We start from the raw sequence: 17,208 nt of genomic DNA, 5'->3' as shown, positions 1-17,208 counted from the left end.
ATGTCCGATATCGGCCGCGTCAACCTGTTCGGAAAACTGAATCCGTTCCTCTACGAGACGCTCGAGCAGGCGACCGGGTTCTGCCGGCTGCGCGGCAATCCGTACGTCGAACTCGCGCACTGGTTCAAGCAGATGCTGCAGCGGCCCGACGGCGACCTGCAGCGCGTGCTGCGACGCTTCGAGATCGACGAAGCCACGATCGACCGCGGGCTCGTCGCCGCGCTCGACAAGCTGCCGCGCGGCGCGGGATCGGTGTCGGACCTGTCGGCGCACATCGACGACGCGGTCGAGCGCGCGTGGGTCTATGCGACGCTGAAATACGATGCGACGCGGATTCGCGGCGCGGTGCTGCTGCTCGCAATACTGAAGACGCCGCAGTTGCGCAACGTGCTCGTGGCGATCACGCGCGAATTCGAGCGAATCGTGCCCGACGTGCTCGCCGACGCGCTCGAATCGATCGTCGACGGGTCGCCGGAGGCGCAGCCGGCGTCTCAATCCGCTCGGCGTGGTGACACCGCTGCACGTGGCGCGACCGCCGCCGAAGGCTCCGCACTCGCACGCTTCGCCGTCGACCTGACCGCCCGTGCACGGGCCGGCGAGATCGACCCCGTCGTCGGCCGCGACGCGGAGATCCGCCAGATCGTCGACATCCTGCTGCGGCGCCGGCAGAACAACCCGTTGCTGGTCGGCGAGGCCGGCGTCGGCAAGACGGCCGTCGCGGAAGGCTTCGCGCTGCGGATCGCCGCCGGCGACGTGCCGCCGTCGCTGCGCGACGTCGCGCTGTACCTGCTCGACATCGGGCTGCTGCAGGCCGGCGCGAGCGTGAAGGGCGAGTTCGAGAGCCGGTTGCGCGGCGTGATCGACGAAGCGATGTCGTCCGAGCGGCCGGCGATCCTGTTCATCGACGAAGTGCATACGCTCGTCGGCGCGGGCGGCGCAGCCGGCACCGGCGACGCCGCGAACCTGCTGAAACCGGCGCTTGCGCGCGGCCTGCTGCGCACGATCGGCGCGACCACGTGGTCCGAGTACAAGCAGTACATCGAGAAGGATCCCGCGCTGACGCGGCGGTTCCAGCTCGTCCACGTGCACGAACCCGAAGAAGCGGCCGCGCTGACGATGCTGCGCGGCCTGGCTGCAAAACTCGAGGCCCATCACCGCGTGCTCGTGCTCGACGACGCACTGCAGGCTGCCGTGACGCTGTCGCACCGGTATATTCCCGCCCGCCAGTTGCCGGACAAGGCGATCAGCCTGCTCGATACGGCCTGCGCGCGCGTTGCCGTCAGCCAGCATGCGGTGCCGGCACCGGTCGAGGATGCACGACGCCGCATCGACGGCCTGCGCGTCGAGCAGGAACGGATCGGGCGCGAGTGTGCGCTCGGTACCGGCGATGCCACACGGCGCGATGTGATCGACACCGAGATTTCAGTTGCACAGGCGGAACTCGACCGGCTCGACACACGCTGGCAAACCGAACGAGCCGCGCTGGCGGCGGTCGTCGAATCGCGTGCCGTGTTGCTCGACGACGATCCGTCCCACGCGCTCGATGCAGACGCCCGTACCGCCGCGCAGGCGCGCCTCGCCGCCGCCCAGCAGGCGCTGGCCAACCTGCAGGGCGATACGCCGCTCGTGCTGCCCGCCGTCGACATGCACGCCGTGGCGGCCGTTGTCGCCGACTGGACCGGCATTCCGCTCGGCCGGATGGTGCGCGACGAGACGCAGGCGGTGCTGAAGCTTGCCGATACGCTCGGCGAACGCGTCGTCGGCCAGCGGCATGCGGTCGAACTGATCGCCGAACGCATCCAGACCGCACGCGCGAAGCTCGACGATCCGACCAAGCCGCATGGCGTGTTCCTGCTGTGCGGCCCGTCCGGCGTCGGCAAGACCGAGACCGCGCTTGCGCTCGCCGACACGCTGTACGGCGGCGAACACAACGCGATCACGATCAACATGAGCGAGTTCCAGGAGGCGCATACAGTGTCGACGCTGAAGGGCGCGCCGCCCGGCTATGTCGGCTACGGGCAGGGCGGGGTGCTGACCGAGGCCGTGCGCCGGCGGCCGTACAGCGTCGTGCTGCTCGACGAGATCGAGAAGGCCCACCGCGACGTGCACGAGATCTTCTTCCAGGTGTTCGACAAGGGCGGGATGGAGGACGGCGAGGGACGCGACATCGATTTCCGGCACACCGTGATCCTGCTGACGTCGAACGTCGGCGCCGATCGCGTGATGGCGCTATGCCGCGACGCCGAGCGCCTGCCCGACGCGCAAACGCTCGCCGATGCGCTGCGCGCGCCGCTGCTCGACGTGTTTCCGGCCGCGCTGCTCGGGCGGCTCACCGTCGTGCCGTATTACCCGCTCACCGACGCGACGCTCGCACGGATCGTCGCACTGCAGTTGCGGCGCATCGAGAAGCGGATCGACACGCATCACGGCATCCGGCTCCACTGTACCGACGCGGCGACCGCGCTGATCGTCGAACGCTGCCGGACCATCGAATCCGGCGGCCGCCTGGTCGACGCGATCCTCACGCATACCGTGATGCCGCGCATCAGCCGCGCGATCCTGCAGGCCATGCTCGAAGGGCGTGTGCTGGCCTCGATCGAGGTGAGCGCGGCCGACGGCGAATTTGCCTACCGGTTCGACGAGGAGGTCACGACGTGAATCGCGTATTCACCCTCGACAGCCCGCACGGCGACGACCTGAAATTCCACACGCTCGACGGCAGCGACGAACTCGGCCGGCTGTTCGAATTCCGGATCGAGGCGCTGGCCGACAGCCATAGCCTGTCGCTGAAGGACATGCTCGGCAAGCCCGTGACGGTGCGCATCGAGCAGCAGGACCAGTCGACACGCTACCTGAGCGGCATCGTTGCCCGCGCATCGCTCGCCGGCCGCCGCGCGGAGCGGCATTACGGCTACGAGTTGATCGTGCGCCCATGGCTGTGGCTCGCGACGCGACGCTCCGATTGCCGGATCTTCCAGCACAAGACCGTGCCCGAGATCGTGCAGGAAGTGCTGTCGACGTACGGCTTTCCGATCGAGAACCATCTCGCGGAAACGTACGCGCCGCGCGAGTATTGCGTGCAGTACAACGAGACCGATGCCGCGTTCGTGTCGCGGCTGATGGAGTTCGAGGGCATCTATTACTGGTTCCGGCATGCGGAGGACACGCATACGCTGATGCTCGGCGACGCGATGTCGTCGCATACCGCGCTGCCAGGCTACGAGACGATTCCGTACATCGCGCGCGACCGCACCGCGATCGCGGACGAGGAGCATATCAACGGCTGGCTGCCCGCGCAGGAGGTCAGTGTCGGCAAGCACCAGACCACCGACTACGACTATACGAAGCCGCGCGCCGATCTTTCGGCGCAGAAGGTCGATCCGCGTGGTCACGATCACGACAGCTTCGCGTCGTTCGAATGGCCGGGCGGCTATCGCGATGACGCGCCCGGTGCCCATTACAGCCGCGTGAGGCTCGAGGAACAGCAGGCCGAACACGAGCGGGCGAGTGCGGATACCGACGTGCTCGGTGCCGCGCCGGGTTACCTGTTCACGCTCGCGCATTGCCCGCGAGCGGACCAGAACCGCGAGTACCTGATCGTGCGATGCCAGTACCGGTTTCAGGAGAACGCGTATGCGAGCGACCAAGGTGCGGCGGCCGTCGTGCATCAGACGATGATGCTCGTGCAGCCGTCGAGCTTGCCTTACCGGTCGCCGCGCGATACGCCGCGACCTCGCACCAACGGCCCGCAAACGGCGACCGTCGTCGGGCCGCCGGGCGAGGAAATCTGGACGGATCAGTACGGGCGCGTGAAGCTGCAGTTTCGCTGGGACCGGTACGGGCAGAGCAATCAGGATTCGTCGTGCTGGGTGCGGGTGTCGAGTCCCTGGGCCGGTGGTGGATTCGGCGGTGTGCAGATTCCGCGAGTGGGCGATGAGGTGGTGGTCGATTTTCTCAATGGCGATCCGGATGAGCCGATCGTCACCGGGCGGGTTTTCAACGGCGAGAAGATGCCGCCGTGGGGACTGCCGGGGAGTGCGACGCAGAGCGGGCTGCTGTCGCGATCGTCACCAGGCGGGACGACCGACCATGCGAATGCGTTCCGGTTCGAGGACAAGAAGGGCGCCGAGCAGCTGTGGATGCATGCGGAACGGAATTTCGATGCGGAGACGGAGGCCGATCACACGCTGTCGGTGGGGAACAACCATACGCATACGGTCGGGAACGATGAAACGATGCACGTGAAGAACAACCGGCAACGCAGTGTGGGGCAGAACGAGACGGTCAATATCGGGCAGAACCGGGTCGCGCAGATCGGCGCGAACGAGACGCATGGGGTGACGGGGAATCGCACGCGGACTGTTGGACAGAACGAATCCGTGGCGATCGCCGCCAATCGAGATGCGACCATCGGTGGCGTGCACAACGAGACGGTCGCGAAAGGCAAGACCGAGACGATCGGCGAGGCCAAGACGCTGAACGTCGGGCAGCTTTATCACACGACATCACAGGACATGAAGACGCAGGTCGCATCCACGCATACCGAAGAGATCGGTGCGCGCACCTCGACGATCGCGAACGCGCATACGCACACGGTCGGCGGCGAACACACCGTCAACGTCGGCGCGAACCACACGACGAACGTACAGCATCAGGTGCTCGTCAACGCCGGCGACCAGCTTTCGCTCGTCTGCGGGATGTCGAGCATCGTGATGAAGAGCGACGGCACGATCACGATCCAGGGCGTCAATGTCGCGTCGACTGGCTCCGAGAGCCACAGCGTGCGCGGGACGAAGGTGACGTCGTCGGCTACGGGCGAGCACACGGTCGAAGGCACGGTCCTGAAGCTGAATCCTTGACGGAGGCCGCACGAATGCAGAATTGGCAGCCGACCAATCCGGTGGAACGCAGGTTCATGGATGCGCATACGGACTGGATGAGTTTCGCGAAGGACAAGACCGCGAGGTTGATGGTCTGGCATACGGAGAAAGCGGATACGCCGCTGGTACGGCTGTATTTTCAGGCACAGGAAGACACGTCGTGCGCGGTGCGAACGATGCATGCGGCGTTCACGAACGAGGCTGGCTACGCACAGGTGCTAACCGACGAACTGATTGCCTTCTACGACAGCTGCCGCGACGCGTCCGGTGCGCCGGGGATGCGCGCCGATTGGCAGCCGCCGTTCTTCGATGGCGCGGATCCGGTGGGGTATCTGCTGACAGTGGCCAACAGCCTGATCGAACATCACCCGGACGTGTTCCCCGCGCTGGTTTTCGTACTTGCGCCGGCCCGCGTGGACGACGAAGCCGCCTGGGTACGGTGGATCGATCGCCTGTTGTCCACCGTCGCCGCATCGCCGCCGCTCGCCGAGCATCTGCGCTTTGTCGTGCTCCGGACCAACATCGAGCCGTTCGCCCCGCTGGTCCAGCATCATCCGACGCTCGTCAAGATTGTGCACGGTCGATATTCGATGGCCAGCGTGCCGCGCGAGCTGCTGGCCGAATCCGGTGAACGCGGCGCAAGCGGCGAATTCCGGCGGTTGTTCGTTACGATGAGCGAGACGATCGAAGGTGGTAGTCCCGCTCGTCTCGAGGAACTCCGCACCGCGGCGCTGAAGGTGGCCGAGCGCGAGGAGTGGTTCGACCAATGCGTCGTCGTGCACCTCATCGCCGGCGCCGCCTACCTGAAATGGCGCGACCGTGAACAGGCGATCGACGCCTATCAGCGTGCGGCCGGCAGCGGCATGCGCGCGGTCGAGGCAGGTCATCCGGTCGGACACAAGCTCGTCGCGAACGGCTTGTTCGGCGAAGCGAGCGTACATCTGACGCACAAGGATCATGCGCGCGCCGCCTATTGCTACGAGCGCGCAGCGGCTGCCACGACAGCCGCACACGATGCACTGATGACCGTCGAAGCGTGGCGCATGAGCGCCGTGTCCTGGGAGCGGGCAGGGGAGCACGAGCATGCGCTGGAAGCCGGCTTCAACGCGCTCGACGCGGGATTGATGCTCAACGATGCGATGCGCGTCAACAGCAATCTGCCGCTCGTCGTCGAATGGATGGTTTCGCAGGTCGACGCGTTCGACCGGCGCAGGGCCGAACTCGGCGAGAAAGTCGCCGCGTTGCGCGGCAGCCGCTGAACGGGGACGCCCATGGAATTGCCAGCGGTCAAGCATCTCGATCCGGTCGTCGGCGTTGACCTGCATTCGGTGCTTGTCGCGCCGAGCCCGACGCCCGTGTTCCTGCCGCACCCCCATATCGGGTACATGCTGGACCTGCGCGAGTACGTGAACGCCGCACTGGGCGTCATCGGCTCGATCGCCTTCACGATCATCGAGGAAAAGGCGGTCGACTATCTCGAACACCATCCGGAAGACGCCAAAAAACTCGACGACGCGGTCACTTCGGTCTCCAACGAAGCAAAAAAGCTGGCAAGCGATCCGACCGTCGCACAGGCACTGAAGGGCGCGGCAATCGCTGCCGGCGTCGCGAACGCGATGGGTGCAGGCGTCGGAATGGGCAGTGTCGCCGGGCGGCCGATCTTCGTGAACGGGATGCTGCGGGCGACAGCAGGCACGCATGCCTTTCATGCACCATCGCTGCATTTTCCGCTCGGTGAATCGTTCGCGCCGCCCGACCCGGATCCGTCGAACGACGCGGAAGCGTACATGGGCAGCAAAACCGTGCTCGCGAACAACGATCCGCTGGCATTCCTGGCACTGCCGGCGATGAGCTGCTGGGCGGTCGGGCTGGAGCCGCCGATGCACAACGGCGCGCATACGAAGCGCGAGCACCTGTCGTTGCCGACGTCGTTCATGCTACCGATTCCGACCGGACGCCCCGTGCTGGTGGGCGGGCCGCCGATCGTCAACATGGCAGCGCTGGCGAAGGGGCTGTTCAAGGCGTTTCGCGGGTCGGAGTGGGCGAAGACGCTGGCGGATAAATTGCATCTGAAGCCGGGGTTCCTGCGGTGCAAGGTACTGGATGCGGAGCCCGTCGATTCGATTACCGGCGAGGTGATCGTCGAGCAACACGACTTCACGATAGCCGGACGGTTACCGCTCGTCTGGAGCCGGCGCTACGCGAGTCACGATACGTGGCGAGGGGCGATCGGCGCCGGCTGGCAGACACCGGCCGACATTCGACTGGAACTGCTTGGGCACACCGGCGACGCAACGGGCGTTGCGGCATATCTCCCTGAACACGCGACGGCATTCGATACGATGCCGGGCTCGGCCGGTTGGCCTGCGCGCGTCTACGACTGGCAGTATGGATATGCACTATATCGACGCGACGAGCGGCTCGTCATGAGAACGCGCGCCGGAATCGAATACGAATTCGTCTTGCCCATCCACCGGCAGCAGGTGAAGACAATGTCTGGGGAAAATGCTGCGTTGACGCTACCCGTCGCAAAAATCGCAGACCTCAACGGTAACGCCTGGGTGTTCGAGCGAAGGCCGGACGGCACGCTGACCCGCCTGCTCGAGTGGATGCGTAACGGGGCAAGTGGACGAGCGATCTGGTGCGAATCGGACACAACAGGCCCGACCAGGATGCAGGCACATTTGCTCAACGCGCTGATATTGATCGACGCCAACGGTCGCGCTCATCCACTGGTCGGTTACGAGCACGATCGGAACGACAATCTCGTTTCCGTGATCGATGCAATGGGACAGCCGCATCAATTCGCGTACATTGAAGGTCATCGGCTGTCGTGCCACTCGACCCCCGCTGGCGTTTCGTTTTACTACACTCATAGACTTCATGATGACGAAGTATGGCGTGTCGATCATGCATGGGGCGATAACGGGATTTTCGACTATCGCTTCGACTACGATATCGATCGTCACGAAACCAGGATCACCGACTCCAGAGGAAACCTGACAATCCTGCAGGTGAACGAGCGCGGCTTGCCGGTGTACCGAATCGATCCTCTCGGCGGTGTCACGAGCTACCTGTACGATACGCAATGGCGCACTAGCAAAAGCGTCGATCCAACTGCACGCACCACCTCGTGGGAGTACGACCTGTATGGCAATTTGCTTGCGAGAACGCGACCGGACGGGAGTGTCGTGCGCGCATCGTACGACGCGGATCAGCGCGTGGTATCCATCACGGCTCCGGGTGGGCGGCAATGGCGGTACGAATGGGACGAGTGCTGCAGGCTGTTCAGACAGATTTCGCCTGCAGGTGCAAATTCACGGTATGCCTACGATGCGCACGGGCAGTTGATATCGCATACGGAACCCCGCGGCGCAACGATGCATTTTTCCTACGACAACGATGGCAATCTGATCGAAGTCATCGATGCGCTCGGCCACCATACGACTTATGCCCACGACGCACGGGCCAACGTCACCCGAAAAATCAACGCGATAAATCAGGTCAGCTGCTACGAATTCGACCGCAACGGTAATCTGACTCGAGCAATCGAGCCTGGCGCCAGGGAGATACTTCTTGAGTATGACGCCGATGGCAACCTGACGCGTTATCGTGACCCCAACGGCCAGGTTACGCAAATGGAATATGCGGCGCTGGGTCAGATGCGCAAACGGCTGGCACCAGATGGGAGCGTGGTGGAGTATCGGTACGACACCGAGCAACAGTTGATCGGTGTCGTCAATGAGCGCGGGGAACTGTATCAACTCGTGCGCGATGCACTGGGACGTATCGTCGAAGAGACCGACTATTGGGGACAAACGCGTCGCTATCGTTACGGCACGGCCGGCGAACTGCTTCACAGCATCGACCCGCTCGGGCAAACGATCGAATACGCTTACGATCGATCCGGCCGTCTCATCCAGAAGCGCGCAGTAAACCCGACACGTGATGACGGCGTATCCAGCGATTGCTTTTCGTACGATTCGAACGGAGATCTGGTGCTCGCGCAGAACCTGTTCAGTCGTGTCGAAATCCGCCATGACGAAGACGGTAGGGTGACGGAAGAATGTCAGTATGACGTAGAGCAGGGCAGTGCCTTTACGATCGCCAGCGTATACGACGCATCGGGCAACCGAATCGAACGCGCGACTCGACTTGTTGCCGGCAGCGACATCATCGAGCATGTCGTACGTTATACGTACGATGCGTCAAATGCAGTGGCTTCTATCCAGATCGACGGCGCCGCGCCGGTTGTCATCGACCGGGATCCGCTCGGTCAGGCTCGAACCGAGCACTTGAGTGCCGGCTTGCAGCGCGAACTCTCATATGAATCCAACGGCCGGCTTGCGTCCCAGATTCTGTTGACCTCGGCCGGGGCCATCACGCTGCTCACAAGCGAGTACCTGTACGATGCGAATGGCGAGTTGGTCGAAAAACGCGATGCTCGCGGCAATACTGAATACTTTCAATATGATCCTCTGGGCCGTCTGACCGAGCATCTTGATCCCTTCGGACGTCTCAATCGCTTGTTGCGCGATCCTGCCGGCGATCTGCTGAAAACGCGAGTCCGCGAACGCCTCGCGGCAGGTGCCACGAATCCAGGATTAGGCGGGATCTGGGTCCGTGAAGGCGAATACGACGGACAGCACCACGAATACGACCGAGCGGGAAACTTGATACGGCGACACAACCGCAGTCAGGAGATGACGCTGCATTGGGATGCAGCGGGGCAACTGGAGGAGTTGGTCGCGGTACGACTCGATGTTCCAGACGCACAAGGACTGCCGGCTCGCATCCGTGCACATTACGAGTACGATCCATTTCAGCGACGCGTGCGCAAAATAACGAATGTGGAATCGCCAGGCGGCGAAAAATCGATATCTCCATCACACATCAGTCGCTTCTTCTGGGACTGTAATACGCTCGTGGGCGAATATACGACCGTAGAGCGCGCGAGCGGCCATCAAACGGAGCCAACACCAGGATCGGCACCCGCGCCGGGTTACGCACGTGAATGGGTGCATTACCCGGGAACATTCCGAACGCTTGCAACGGTACATACCGACTTGATTGCAGGAAAGGAGGCGACATCGACCACGGGCTCGTTACCACAACCCGGCGTAACGTATTTTTTTCAGAACGATCCAAACGGCGCGCCAGTGCGAATGCATGACCTCCACGGCAAGGTTGCCTGGGAGGCATCTTACAGCCCGACGGGAGCCGCGACGGAACTCGTCACGATAGCGGCTGCTGGCCAGCCGCTCAGATTGCAAGGGCAATACTTCGACAAGGAGTCAGGTCTGCATTACAACCGGCACCGTTACTTTGATCCCGCAACCGGGAGTTTCATCAGCCCGGATCCGATCGGCCTCGAAGGCGGGCGCAATCCTTACATGTTCGCCCCCAATCCGTATTCGTGGATCGATCCGCACGGGACTGATTGCAAGAGCGAATTCAGAAAATGGGCGCTGGAAAAAATCTGGGCCAAAGCCGATCATCCGTTGCGGTTTCTGCTCGGACAAGACGCCGCCGGCAACAGGATCAAGGCATTCACGCGTCCGCCTTCGCGCAAGCACGAAGATCTCATCGACTGGGCGAATGGGCCGACCATCGAAGCCGGACACGTCACGAGCAAACATTCAGGCGAACCGGAACTCCTCGGTTTGCAGGACGCCTGGGAAAATCAAATGGACAATTGGTTTGGTGAAAGGCACGGAGTCATCGTCACTCGCAATGGTGTCGTCGAAATCGGCGGCGTCCCAGTACATACGAGAACGGCTGAAGAATGGGAGGAATACGGATACTTGCCGGCGGGCACGGTCGCCAACGCGCCGAAAAGCACCGGCTGGTCACAACCGTGATCGGCATCGGCCGATGCGTGAAAGTTGGGCCCTCGTTATTTTACATAACGTGAATTATCGACATAACAACTGGTACATTTTGAGGTGTTGCGTTCCGCGCCGCAGATCAGCCGCTTCAGCGCAACACTGAGCTCAGTAGATGGTACTTATCGGCGTTGCGCTAAGGTTCTATAGACATACGGCAGTCTCATTAGAGTCATGAAGTCCAGCCGCACCGTCTTCATTCCGCCCAGAGTCTTGACGCAGTCCGAGTTACCGATTGCCCCAACGGTTGGAAGCCATGCGCAACAGCGCTGCATTGGCAGCACGCAAATCGAACAATTCCGCGTCGAAGCCGGACCCGATCCAGTTTCGATAACGCTCTGCCTTTTCACTGTCCGGATCGTTGGAAAGCGCATTCAGGAACCGCTCATAGCCCGATGGACCGCCAACGTCCTCCGGCGGACAAGCACGGGCGCCGCCAATGACTTGGGCTTCTCCCCACGGTTGGCCCTCGATCGTTTCCGTCTTCTCGACGACGACGGTGTGATTCCAGCCGTCCCCGAAGTCGTATCGGTAGACGAAGCGCGAACCTGGCTTCAGGATCGCCTGCAGACGAATCTTCCGGTCATCTGCAGTCGTGCCCGGGTCAGCGAAGTCCGCCACGTCATCGATCTCGAACATGGCGTAGGTCATGCCATTGATCAGGAAGTCGTGGAGATGGGTGTCTTCCCACCCGAAAGCTGCTTGCAGAATGTGATGCAGCTTGCGCAGCGATTCAGTTCCTTCGACTTCGATCCGACGCCAGATGGGTGGATCGATGTGCTGAAGCGTCACTTTGAGGGTGAAGCGCTGGAACGATTTCGGCATTTGATCTCCGGAGAACGGGAATCCGCACTATTATCGCCCTAGGATGATTCGCCAGGATCTACTTGGGAGCGAGAATCCGACATCGTTTGCCGACGCAGTGAGTGAAGCCTTGCAGACCTCCGCCAGTTTTTCAATCGCGCCCAAGCCATCGGAGTACTTACCGGCCTCCTTCACGAAAAGCGACGATGGCATTAGCAGACCAGCGGCAAAGTGATCCGCCTGAAGTTCTATCGGATCGCCAGAGGCGAAGTCAGTCGACCGTCGAAGTGCTTCAAATCGATGTGTAACGTCCCTAGCTGCAGCGAAATGCCGCGACCAGGCCCCTCGGCGGTAGCGTCATTCCCGGCCCAGGTCGCTATCGTGGGATGGGCGCAAACGTCTTGGGTTTCGCCCACTCGCCCAGCGCCTGTAATCGGCCGGCGTCATACTGGTAAGTTGACCGAAGGCCCGTCGGAATGATGTTTCGTCACTGTAGCCGCATTGCGATGCGACTTGCTTAATGCTCGCTCCCGGCCGCTCGAGCAACACACAGGCCATTTCGATCCGCACGCGGGTAATGAACCCTTTGGGTGACTCGTTGGTCAAGCCCTTCAGCCGCCGATGCAGTGTCCGTTCGCTGAGACTTAGCGCGCTCGCCAGCGCTTCAGCGGACAATCCGGGGCTAGCATGGCGAACGATCTGCTCTGCTTGCAGAAGCAGCGGGTCGGTGGCATTGACGAACCCGCGGGGCGCATAAACCAGTTGCGGCAGCGGCAAGCTGTCGGCCACGGAGATATCTGCCGCGAGACGGGCCACATCGGGCCCTGCCTCGCGTCTGATCACGTGCAAGGCCAGATCCACCCAGGACAGCGGACCGCCTGTCGTCACGATCCGATCCTGCTCTTCCACTGCAGTGCCCCAAACCGCGCATGCCTTGGGAAACCGCTGCCTGAACGCATGGTGGAGCCACCAAGTGGTCGTACAACGCCTTCCGTCCAGCAACCCGGCCTCTCCCAGTACGAAGGTACCTGCACACGCAGCGCCCACCAGTGCACCGGCCTGATGAAGCTCTCGCAGCCATGTTGCCGCGTGGCTGATCGATGCGGATACAGGGGGAAGCCGGTCCGGCCCCAGCGCCATGCCTGTGACAAGCGCCACGTCGCAATGCGTCAATTCCCGAAACGAAGCGTCGACCGGAATCAACCGGCCCTGCGGGTCGCACCGGGCCTTCCCATCCGCGCTTGCGACGATGGTCTCGAAGGTTGGGTGGACTTGGCCAGAAAGGTCATATGACGCATCGGCGGGTGGTGCACGTAACGCCTGCTCCGTCATCCAGAACAGGTCAACAAGGCCGCTAATGGCAGAGAGCAGGCTGCCCTCGACTGCAACGATTCCTATGCGCACGGCGCGCTCCGTGTCTCGGGGAGTGTTGGCGAATTTTGCATGAATGTTGGCGAGTTTGCCACCTTCAACGGTTCGTTAAAGCCAGATAAATTTGGCACGTCTTCTCAACGATTCGCTTTCACATGAAACCCCCATTGCTTCACGACTGCCCGGACTCGCTCCTTCAGAGAAGAGCGCGCCGTCGATCCGTATGGTTCAGCCGACTGGTTGCTGCCGTGGCCTTCACGGCGACGCTGACGACGGCTCATGCGGCAGCGACTACAGCGCCGGCTGTGCGCAACATCGTCCTCGTGCATGGCGCCTTTGCGGATGGATCGAGCTGGAGCCCGGTGATCGTCAGGCTGCAGCGCATGGGTTACCGCGTCACTGCCGTGCCAAACCCGCTCACTTCGCTGGCAGACGACGTTGCCGCCACCGAGAGCGTCCTGCATCGGCAAACCGGCGACGTCCTGCTGGTGGGCCATTCCTGGGCCGGCGCGGTCATCACGCAAGCAGGCAATGCTGCCAATGTGAAAGGCCTGGTCTATCTGTCCGCGCTGGTACCGGACAACGGTGAGTCCGTCGCCGACCTTCTGCAACGCCTCAACGCGCCGATGACCGGTCTCACACCGGACGCCCAGGGGCTGATCTGGCTCGACGATGCACGAGCGTTTCAGCACGTCATGGCAGCAGACGTTCCGCTTGAACAGGCTCGAGTCCTGGCATCGGTCCAGCAGCCTGTCGCGGCGGCCTGCTTCACCGCGAAGATCCAGCACGCGGCATGGCACGACAAGCCTGTCTGGTATCTGCGAACCACCAACGACAATGCGCTGAAGCCCGCCGTCCAGCAAGCCATTGCGCAGCACATCGGCGCAACCGTCACATCGATTCGCTCCAGCCACATGTCGATGCTGTCTCACCCGGACGAAGTCGCGAGGCTGATCGATCTAGCCGCCCGGAAGGCATCGCAATGAATTCCAGCACGTTTCGACGCGCTTCCCTCCTCCCCTGTCAGCGAGGCTTCAATGAACATCCTTCATCTCGATTCGAGCATACTCGGCAGCAGCTCCATCACGCGAGAACTGTCCGCGGTCGTGGTAGCTGGTCTCCGGGCGCAGCATCCATCGGCGCAGGTGACGTACCGTGATCTCGTCGGCGACGAAATCCGGCATCTCACCGGTCCGATCGCAGCCGGATTTCGCCAGATCGACGTCGGTGCTTTCGACGACACCACCGCACACGAACATCAGCTATCCGAAGTACTCGTCACAGAGTTTCTGGCGAGCGACGTCATTGTCATCGGTGCGCCGATGTACAACTTTTCGGTACCTAGCCAGTTGAAAGCATGGCTCGATCGCGTGGCCCAGGCCGGGCGTACGTTCCGGTATACCGAAAACGGCCCGGTCGGCCTGGCGGGCGGCAAGCAGGTTATCGTGGCCTCTGCGCGCGGCGGGTTTTACGCGGAAGCACCGCTCGCGCACATGGACTTCCAGGAAAGCTACCTGAAAGCGTTCCTCGGTTTCCTGGGCATCACCGACGTCCGGTTCGTACGGGCAGAGGGGGTATCGAAAGGTCAAGCCGCTCGGGACCAGGGCATCGCACTCGCCAGGGCGTCCCTGACCGAGGTACTCGTCAATGTACGCACGTCCGGTGCGCAAACCATCCAGTAACAGAGGTCGCTTATGCTGTTCGCCATCAAGCTCGGCTACGTCCGTCCGATTGAAGAGATCCAGGCGCATCTCGATGCTCACAAGGCATGGCTCGTCAGATACGCCCAGGCGGGAAATATCCTTGCCGCGGGTCCGCTGCATGAAGAGAACGGCGGCTTCGTGCTCGCGTATGCGGGCCAACCACGGGATATCGAGAAAATGATTGCCGAAGACCCATTCCATATTCACGGGTTGGCCACGTTCGACGCTCATTGCTGCGAACCTGCCCTATGTGCGGCAGGTTTTCCTGCACGCTGGGCAGCAGGCGCAAGGTCGATATGATGGGCTTCATTTGCGGGACGTGCTCACGCTTACACGCGGCGGAATTCTGTGACCAATCGTACCGTGAGCCGACATCCGGGCGATAGCCGAAGTGCCGCAACTCTTTCGCGGCCCACATCAGCCTCTCGCCCAGACTTCGATCCTTCCACGGGCGCGACGGACACGCCGTTCCAGCGTGGTCCGGCACGCGCGGCAATGCATCCCGCCAGCCATCGATCGGGCGCTTCTTCACGTCTGACGGAGTCGCCACGCTGACCGGCTCTTTGCTGAGACATCCAGGCCGTCGATGTCCATTCGCATCGACGCTCCCGAGCGAACCGCCGGCTTGCTTGAGCGCATACGGCAGGATCCGGAAGACAGCCACAACCACGTCGCCGCGCGAGATGCCATTCACCCGGCATGCCCGCGCTTCCGATTCGTCATCCGAGCCAGGTCCTGATATTCGCTCGCATCGCGCCGGCAGAGATCCCGTAGCGGTCGTGCAACGTCGGCAACGCACCCGCGGCGAGATACGCATCCGGCAGCGCGATCTGGCGGAACGGTACGACGACACCAGCCCCGAGCAACGCCGTTGCGACCGCTTCGCCAAGCCCGCCGATCACCGTATGATTTTCGGCGACGATCACCATGCGTCCGCTGCGTGCCGCCTCGCGAACGATGGTCGCCGTGTCGAGCGGCTTGATCGTCGGCACGTGCAGCACGGCGACATCGACGCGATCGGCTTCAAGCGCCCTCGCCACCTCGAGCGCACGCATCGTCATGATCCCGGACGAGATCAGCAGCACGTCGTTGCCGTCACGCAGCAGCTTCGCCTTGCCCAGTTCGAAACGGTAGTCGTATTCGTCGAGCACGGCAGGCACGTTGCCGCGCAGCAGGCGCGCGTACACCGGCCCCTTGTGCGCGGCGATGGCCGGCACCATCTGCTCGATGTCCAGCGCATCGCACGGATCGACCACGGTCATGTTCGGCATCGCGCGCATCAGCGCCAGATCCTCGGCCGCCTGATGGCTCGGCCCGTAGCCGGTCGTGAGCCCCGGCAATGCGCACACCAGCTTCACATCGAGATTGTCCTCGGCAATCGCTTGGTGAATGAAGTCGTACGCCCGGCGCGTTGCAAACACCGCGTAGGTCGTGACGAACGGCTGCGCACCTTCGTGCGCGAATCCGGCAGCGGCCCCCATCAGCAGCTGCTCGGCCATCCCCATCTGGTAGTAACGCTCGGGAAATTCCTTCGCGAAGATGTGCAGATCGGTGTACTTGCCAAGATCGGCGGTCATGCCGATCACATTGCCGTTCGTGCGCGCGAGTTTCGCGAGCGCATGGCCGAACGGCGCGGCGCGGGTCGCTTGCCCGTCGGCTGCGATGGACGCGATCATCGCGGAAGTCTTCAGGCGCGGCTTGTTGTCGACGGTGCTCATGCGTGTCTCCCTGCTTCGAGTGCGTCGAGCGCGAGCTTCCACTCGTGCGCATCGACGCGAATGAAATGGCTCTTCTCGCGTGCTTCGAGGAACGGCACGCCGCACCCCATCTTCGTGTCGCAAACGATGATGCGCGGCTTCGGCGCGTCATGCAGGCGTGCGTTGTCGAACGCGCGTTTCACCGCATCGATGTCGTTGCCGTCCACGCGTTGCACATACCAGCCGAACGCTTCGAGCTTGTCGACCAGCGGCTCGAACGCCATGACCTGCGTCGACGGACCGTCGGCCTGCTGGTTGTTCACGTCGACAATCGCGATCAGGTTGTCGAGCTTCCAGTGAGCGGCCGACATCAACCCTTCCCAGATCGCGCCTTCGTCGAGTTCGCCGTCCGAGAACAGCGTATAGACGAATGCATCCGAGCCCTTGCGCTTCAGGCCGAGACACCGGCCGACCGCGATCGTCAGGCCCTGCCCGAGCGAGCCGCCGGACATCTCCATGCCGGGCGTATAACTCGCCATCCCGGACATGGGCAAACGACTGTCGTCGCTGCCGTAGGTTTCGAGTTCGTCGGCCGGCAGGATGCCGGCTTCGAACAGTGCCGCGTACAGCGCGATCGCGTAGTGGCCGTTCGACAGCAGGAAGCGGTCGCGCCCTTCCCACTCGGGATCGTCGGGGCGATAGCGCATCGCGCCGAAGTACGCGACGGCCAGCACGTCGGCGATGTCGAGTGCCTGGCCGACATAGCCCTGTCCCTGCACTTCACCCATCAGCACGGCGTTTCTGCGGATGCGGTACGCGCGCTCGGCGAGCGTGACCGCTTCATGGATGGTTTCGGTATCCATCGATT

11 protein-coding genes are annotated in these 17,208 nt (G+C 62.7%); 7 read left to right on the top strand and 4 right to left on the bottom strand.

Going from position 1 to position 17,208, the window contains the following annotated elements; all coding sequences use genetic code 11:
* From tssH to DIE03_RS03405, 4 genes are read left to right on the top strand one after another with little or no spacing between them, the layout of a single operon-like run.
* The gene (gene tssH / locus DIE03_RS03420) at positions 1-2,658 is read left to right on the top strand and encodes a type VI secretion system ATPase TssH (protein WP_124447492.1); all 2,658 of its coding nucleotides are present in this window, start codon (positions 1-3) and stop codon (positions 2,656-2,658) included.
* Positions 2,655-4,859 (top strand): type VI secretion system tip protein VgrG, encoded by a 2,205-nt coding sequence (gene tssI / locus DIE03_RS03415; RefSeq protein WP_124447490.1) that lies wholly within the window; start codon positions 2,655-2,657, stop codon positions 4,857-4,859. The genes tssH and tssI overlap by 4 nt, the downstream gene beginning before the upstream one ends.
* A gap of 14 nt (positions 4,860-4,873) precedes the next feature.
* Positions 4,874-6,139: a hypothetical protein gene (locus tag DIE03_RS03410; protein WP_124447488.1), complete on the top strand. Its 1,266-nt coding sequence runs from the start codon at positions 4,874-4,876 to the stop codon at positions 6,137-6,139.
* Between the two features lie 12 nt (positions 6,140-6,151).
* Positions 6,152-10,741 (top strand): RHS repeat-associated core domain-containing protein, encoded by a 4,590-nt coding sequence (locus DIE03_RS03405; RefSeq protein ID WP_124447487.1) that lies wholly within the window; start codon positions 6,152-6,154, stop codon positions 10,739-10,741.
* A 252-nt stretch (positions 10,742-10,993) separates the two neighbouring features.
* Here the strand turns inward: DIE03_RS03405 and DIE03_RS03400 are convergent, their stop codons facing one another.
* Both DIE03_RS03400 and DIE03_RS03395 read right to left on the bottom strand, forming a co-directional pair.
* Positions 10,994-11,590: a plasmid pRiA4b ORF-3 family protein gene (locus tag DIE03_RS03400; protein WP_124447485.1), complete on the bottom strand. Its 597-nt coding sequence runs from the start codon at positions 11,588-11,590 to the stop codon at positions 10,994-10,996.
* Between the two features lie 336 nt (positions 11,591-11,926).
* The gene (locus tag DIE03_RS03395; protein ID WP_124447483.1) at positions 11,927-12,973 is read right to left on the bottom strand and encodes a GlxA family transcriptional regulator; all 1,047 of its coding nucleotides are present in this window, start codon (positions 12,971-12,973) and stop codon (positions 11,927-11,929) included.
* Between the two features lie 122 nt (positions 12,974-13,095).
* Here DIE03_RS03395 and DIE03_RS03390 point away from each other — a divergent pair, with 122 nt between their 5' ends.
* From DIE03_RS03390 to DIE03_RS03380, 3 genes are read left to right on the top strand one after another with little or no spacing between them, the layout of a single operon-like run.
* On the top strand, positions 13,096-13,926 hold the full coding sequence (locus tag DIE03_RS03390; RefSeq protein ID WP_124447481.1) for an alpha/beta fold hydrolase: 831 nt from the start codon (positions 13,096-13,098) through the stop codon (positions 13,924-13,926).
* Between the two features lie 51 nt (positions 13,927-13,977).
* Positions 13,978-14,622, top strand: a complete 645-nt coding sequence (locus DIE03_RS03385; RefSeq protein ID WP_124447479.1) for an FMN-dependent NADH-azoreductase — start codon at positions 13,978-13,980, stop codon at positions 14,620-14,622.
* A 12-nt stretch (positions 14,623-14,634) separates the two neighbouring features.
* Positions 14,635-14,943 (top strand): YciI family protein, encoded by a 309-nt coding sequence (locus DIE03_RS03380; RefSeq protein WP_124447477.1) that lies wholly within the window; start codon positions 14,635-14,637, stop codon positions 14,941-14,943.
* 419 nt (positions 14,944-15,362) lie between these two features.
* Here DIE03_RS03380 and DIE03_RS03375 read toward each other — a convergent pair whose 3' ends face one another.
* The gene (locus DIE03_RS03375) at positions 15,363-16,361 is read right to left on the bottom strand and encodes a transketolase family protein (RefSeq protein WP_124447475.1); all 999 of its coding nucleotides are present in this window, start codon (positions 16,359-16,361) and stop codon (positions 15,363-15,365) included.
* A complete protein-coding gene (locus DIE03_RS03370; protein ID WP_124447473.1) occupies positions 16,358-17,203 on the bottom strand; it encodes a transketolase in 846 nt (281 codons plus the stop codon). Before DIE03_RS03370 ends, DIE03_RS03375 begins: the two co-directional genes overlap by 4 nt.
* Between the last annotated feature and the right edge of the window lie 5 nt (positions 17,204-17,208).

Source organism: Burkholderia sp. Bp8992, from assembly GCF_003853705.1.
Classification (GTDB): Bacteria; Pseudomonadota; Gammaproteobacteria; order Burkholderiales; family Burkholderiaceae; genus Burkholderia.
Note: the sequence above shows the minus strand (reverse complement) of the source record. Positions and strands in the feature narration are given on the sequence as shown.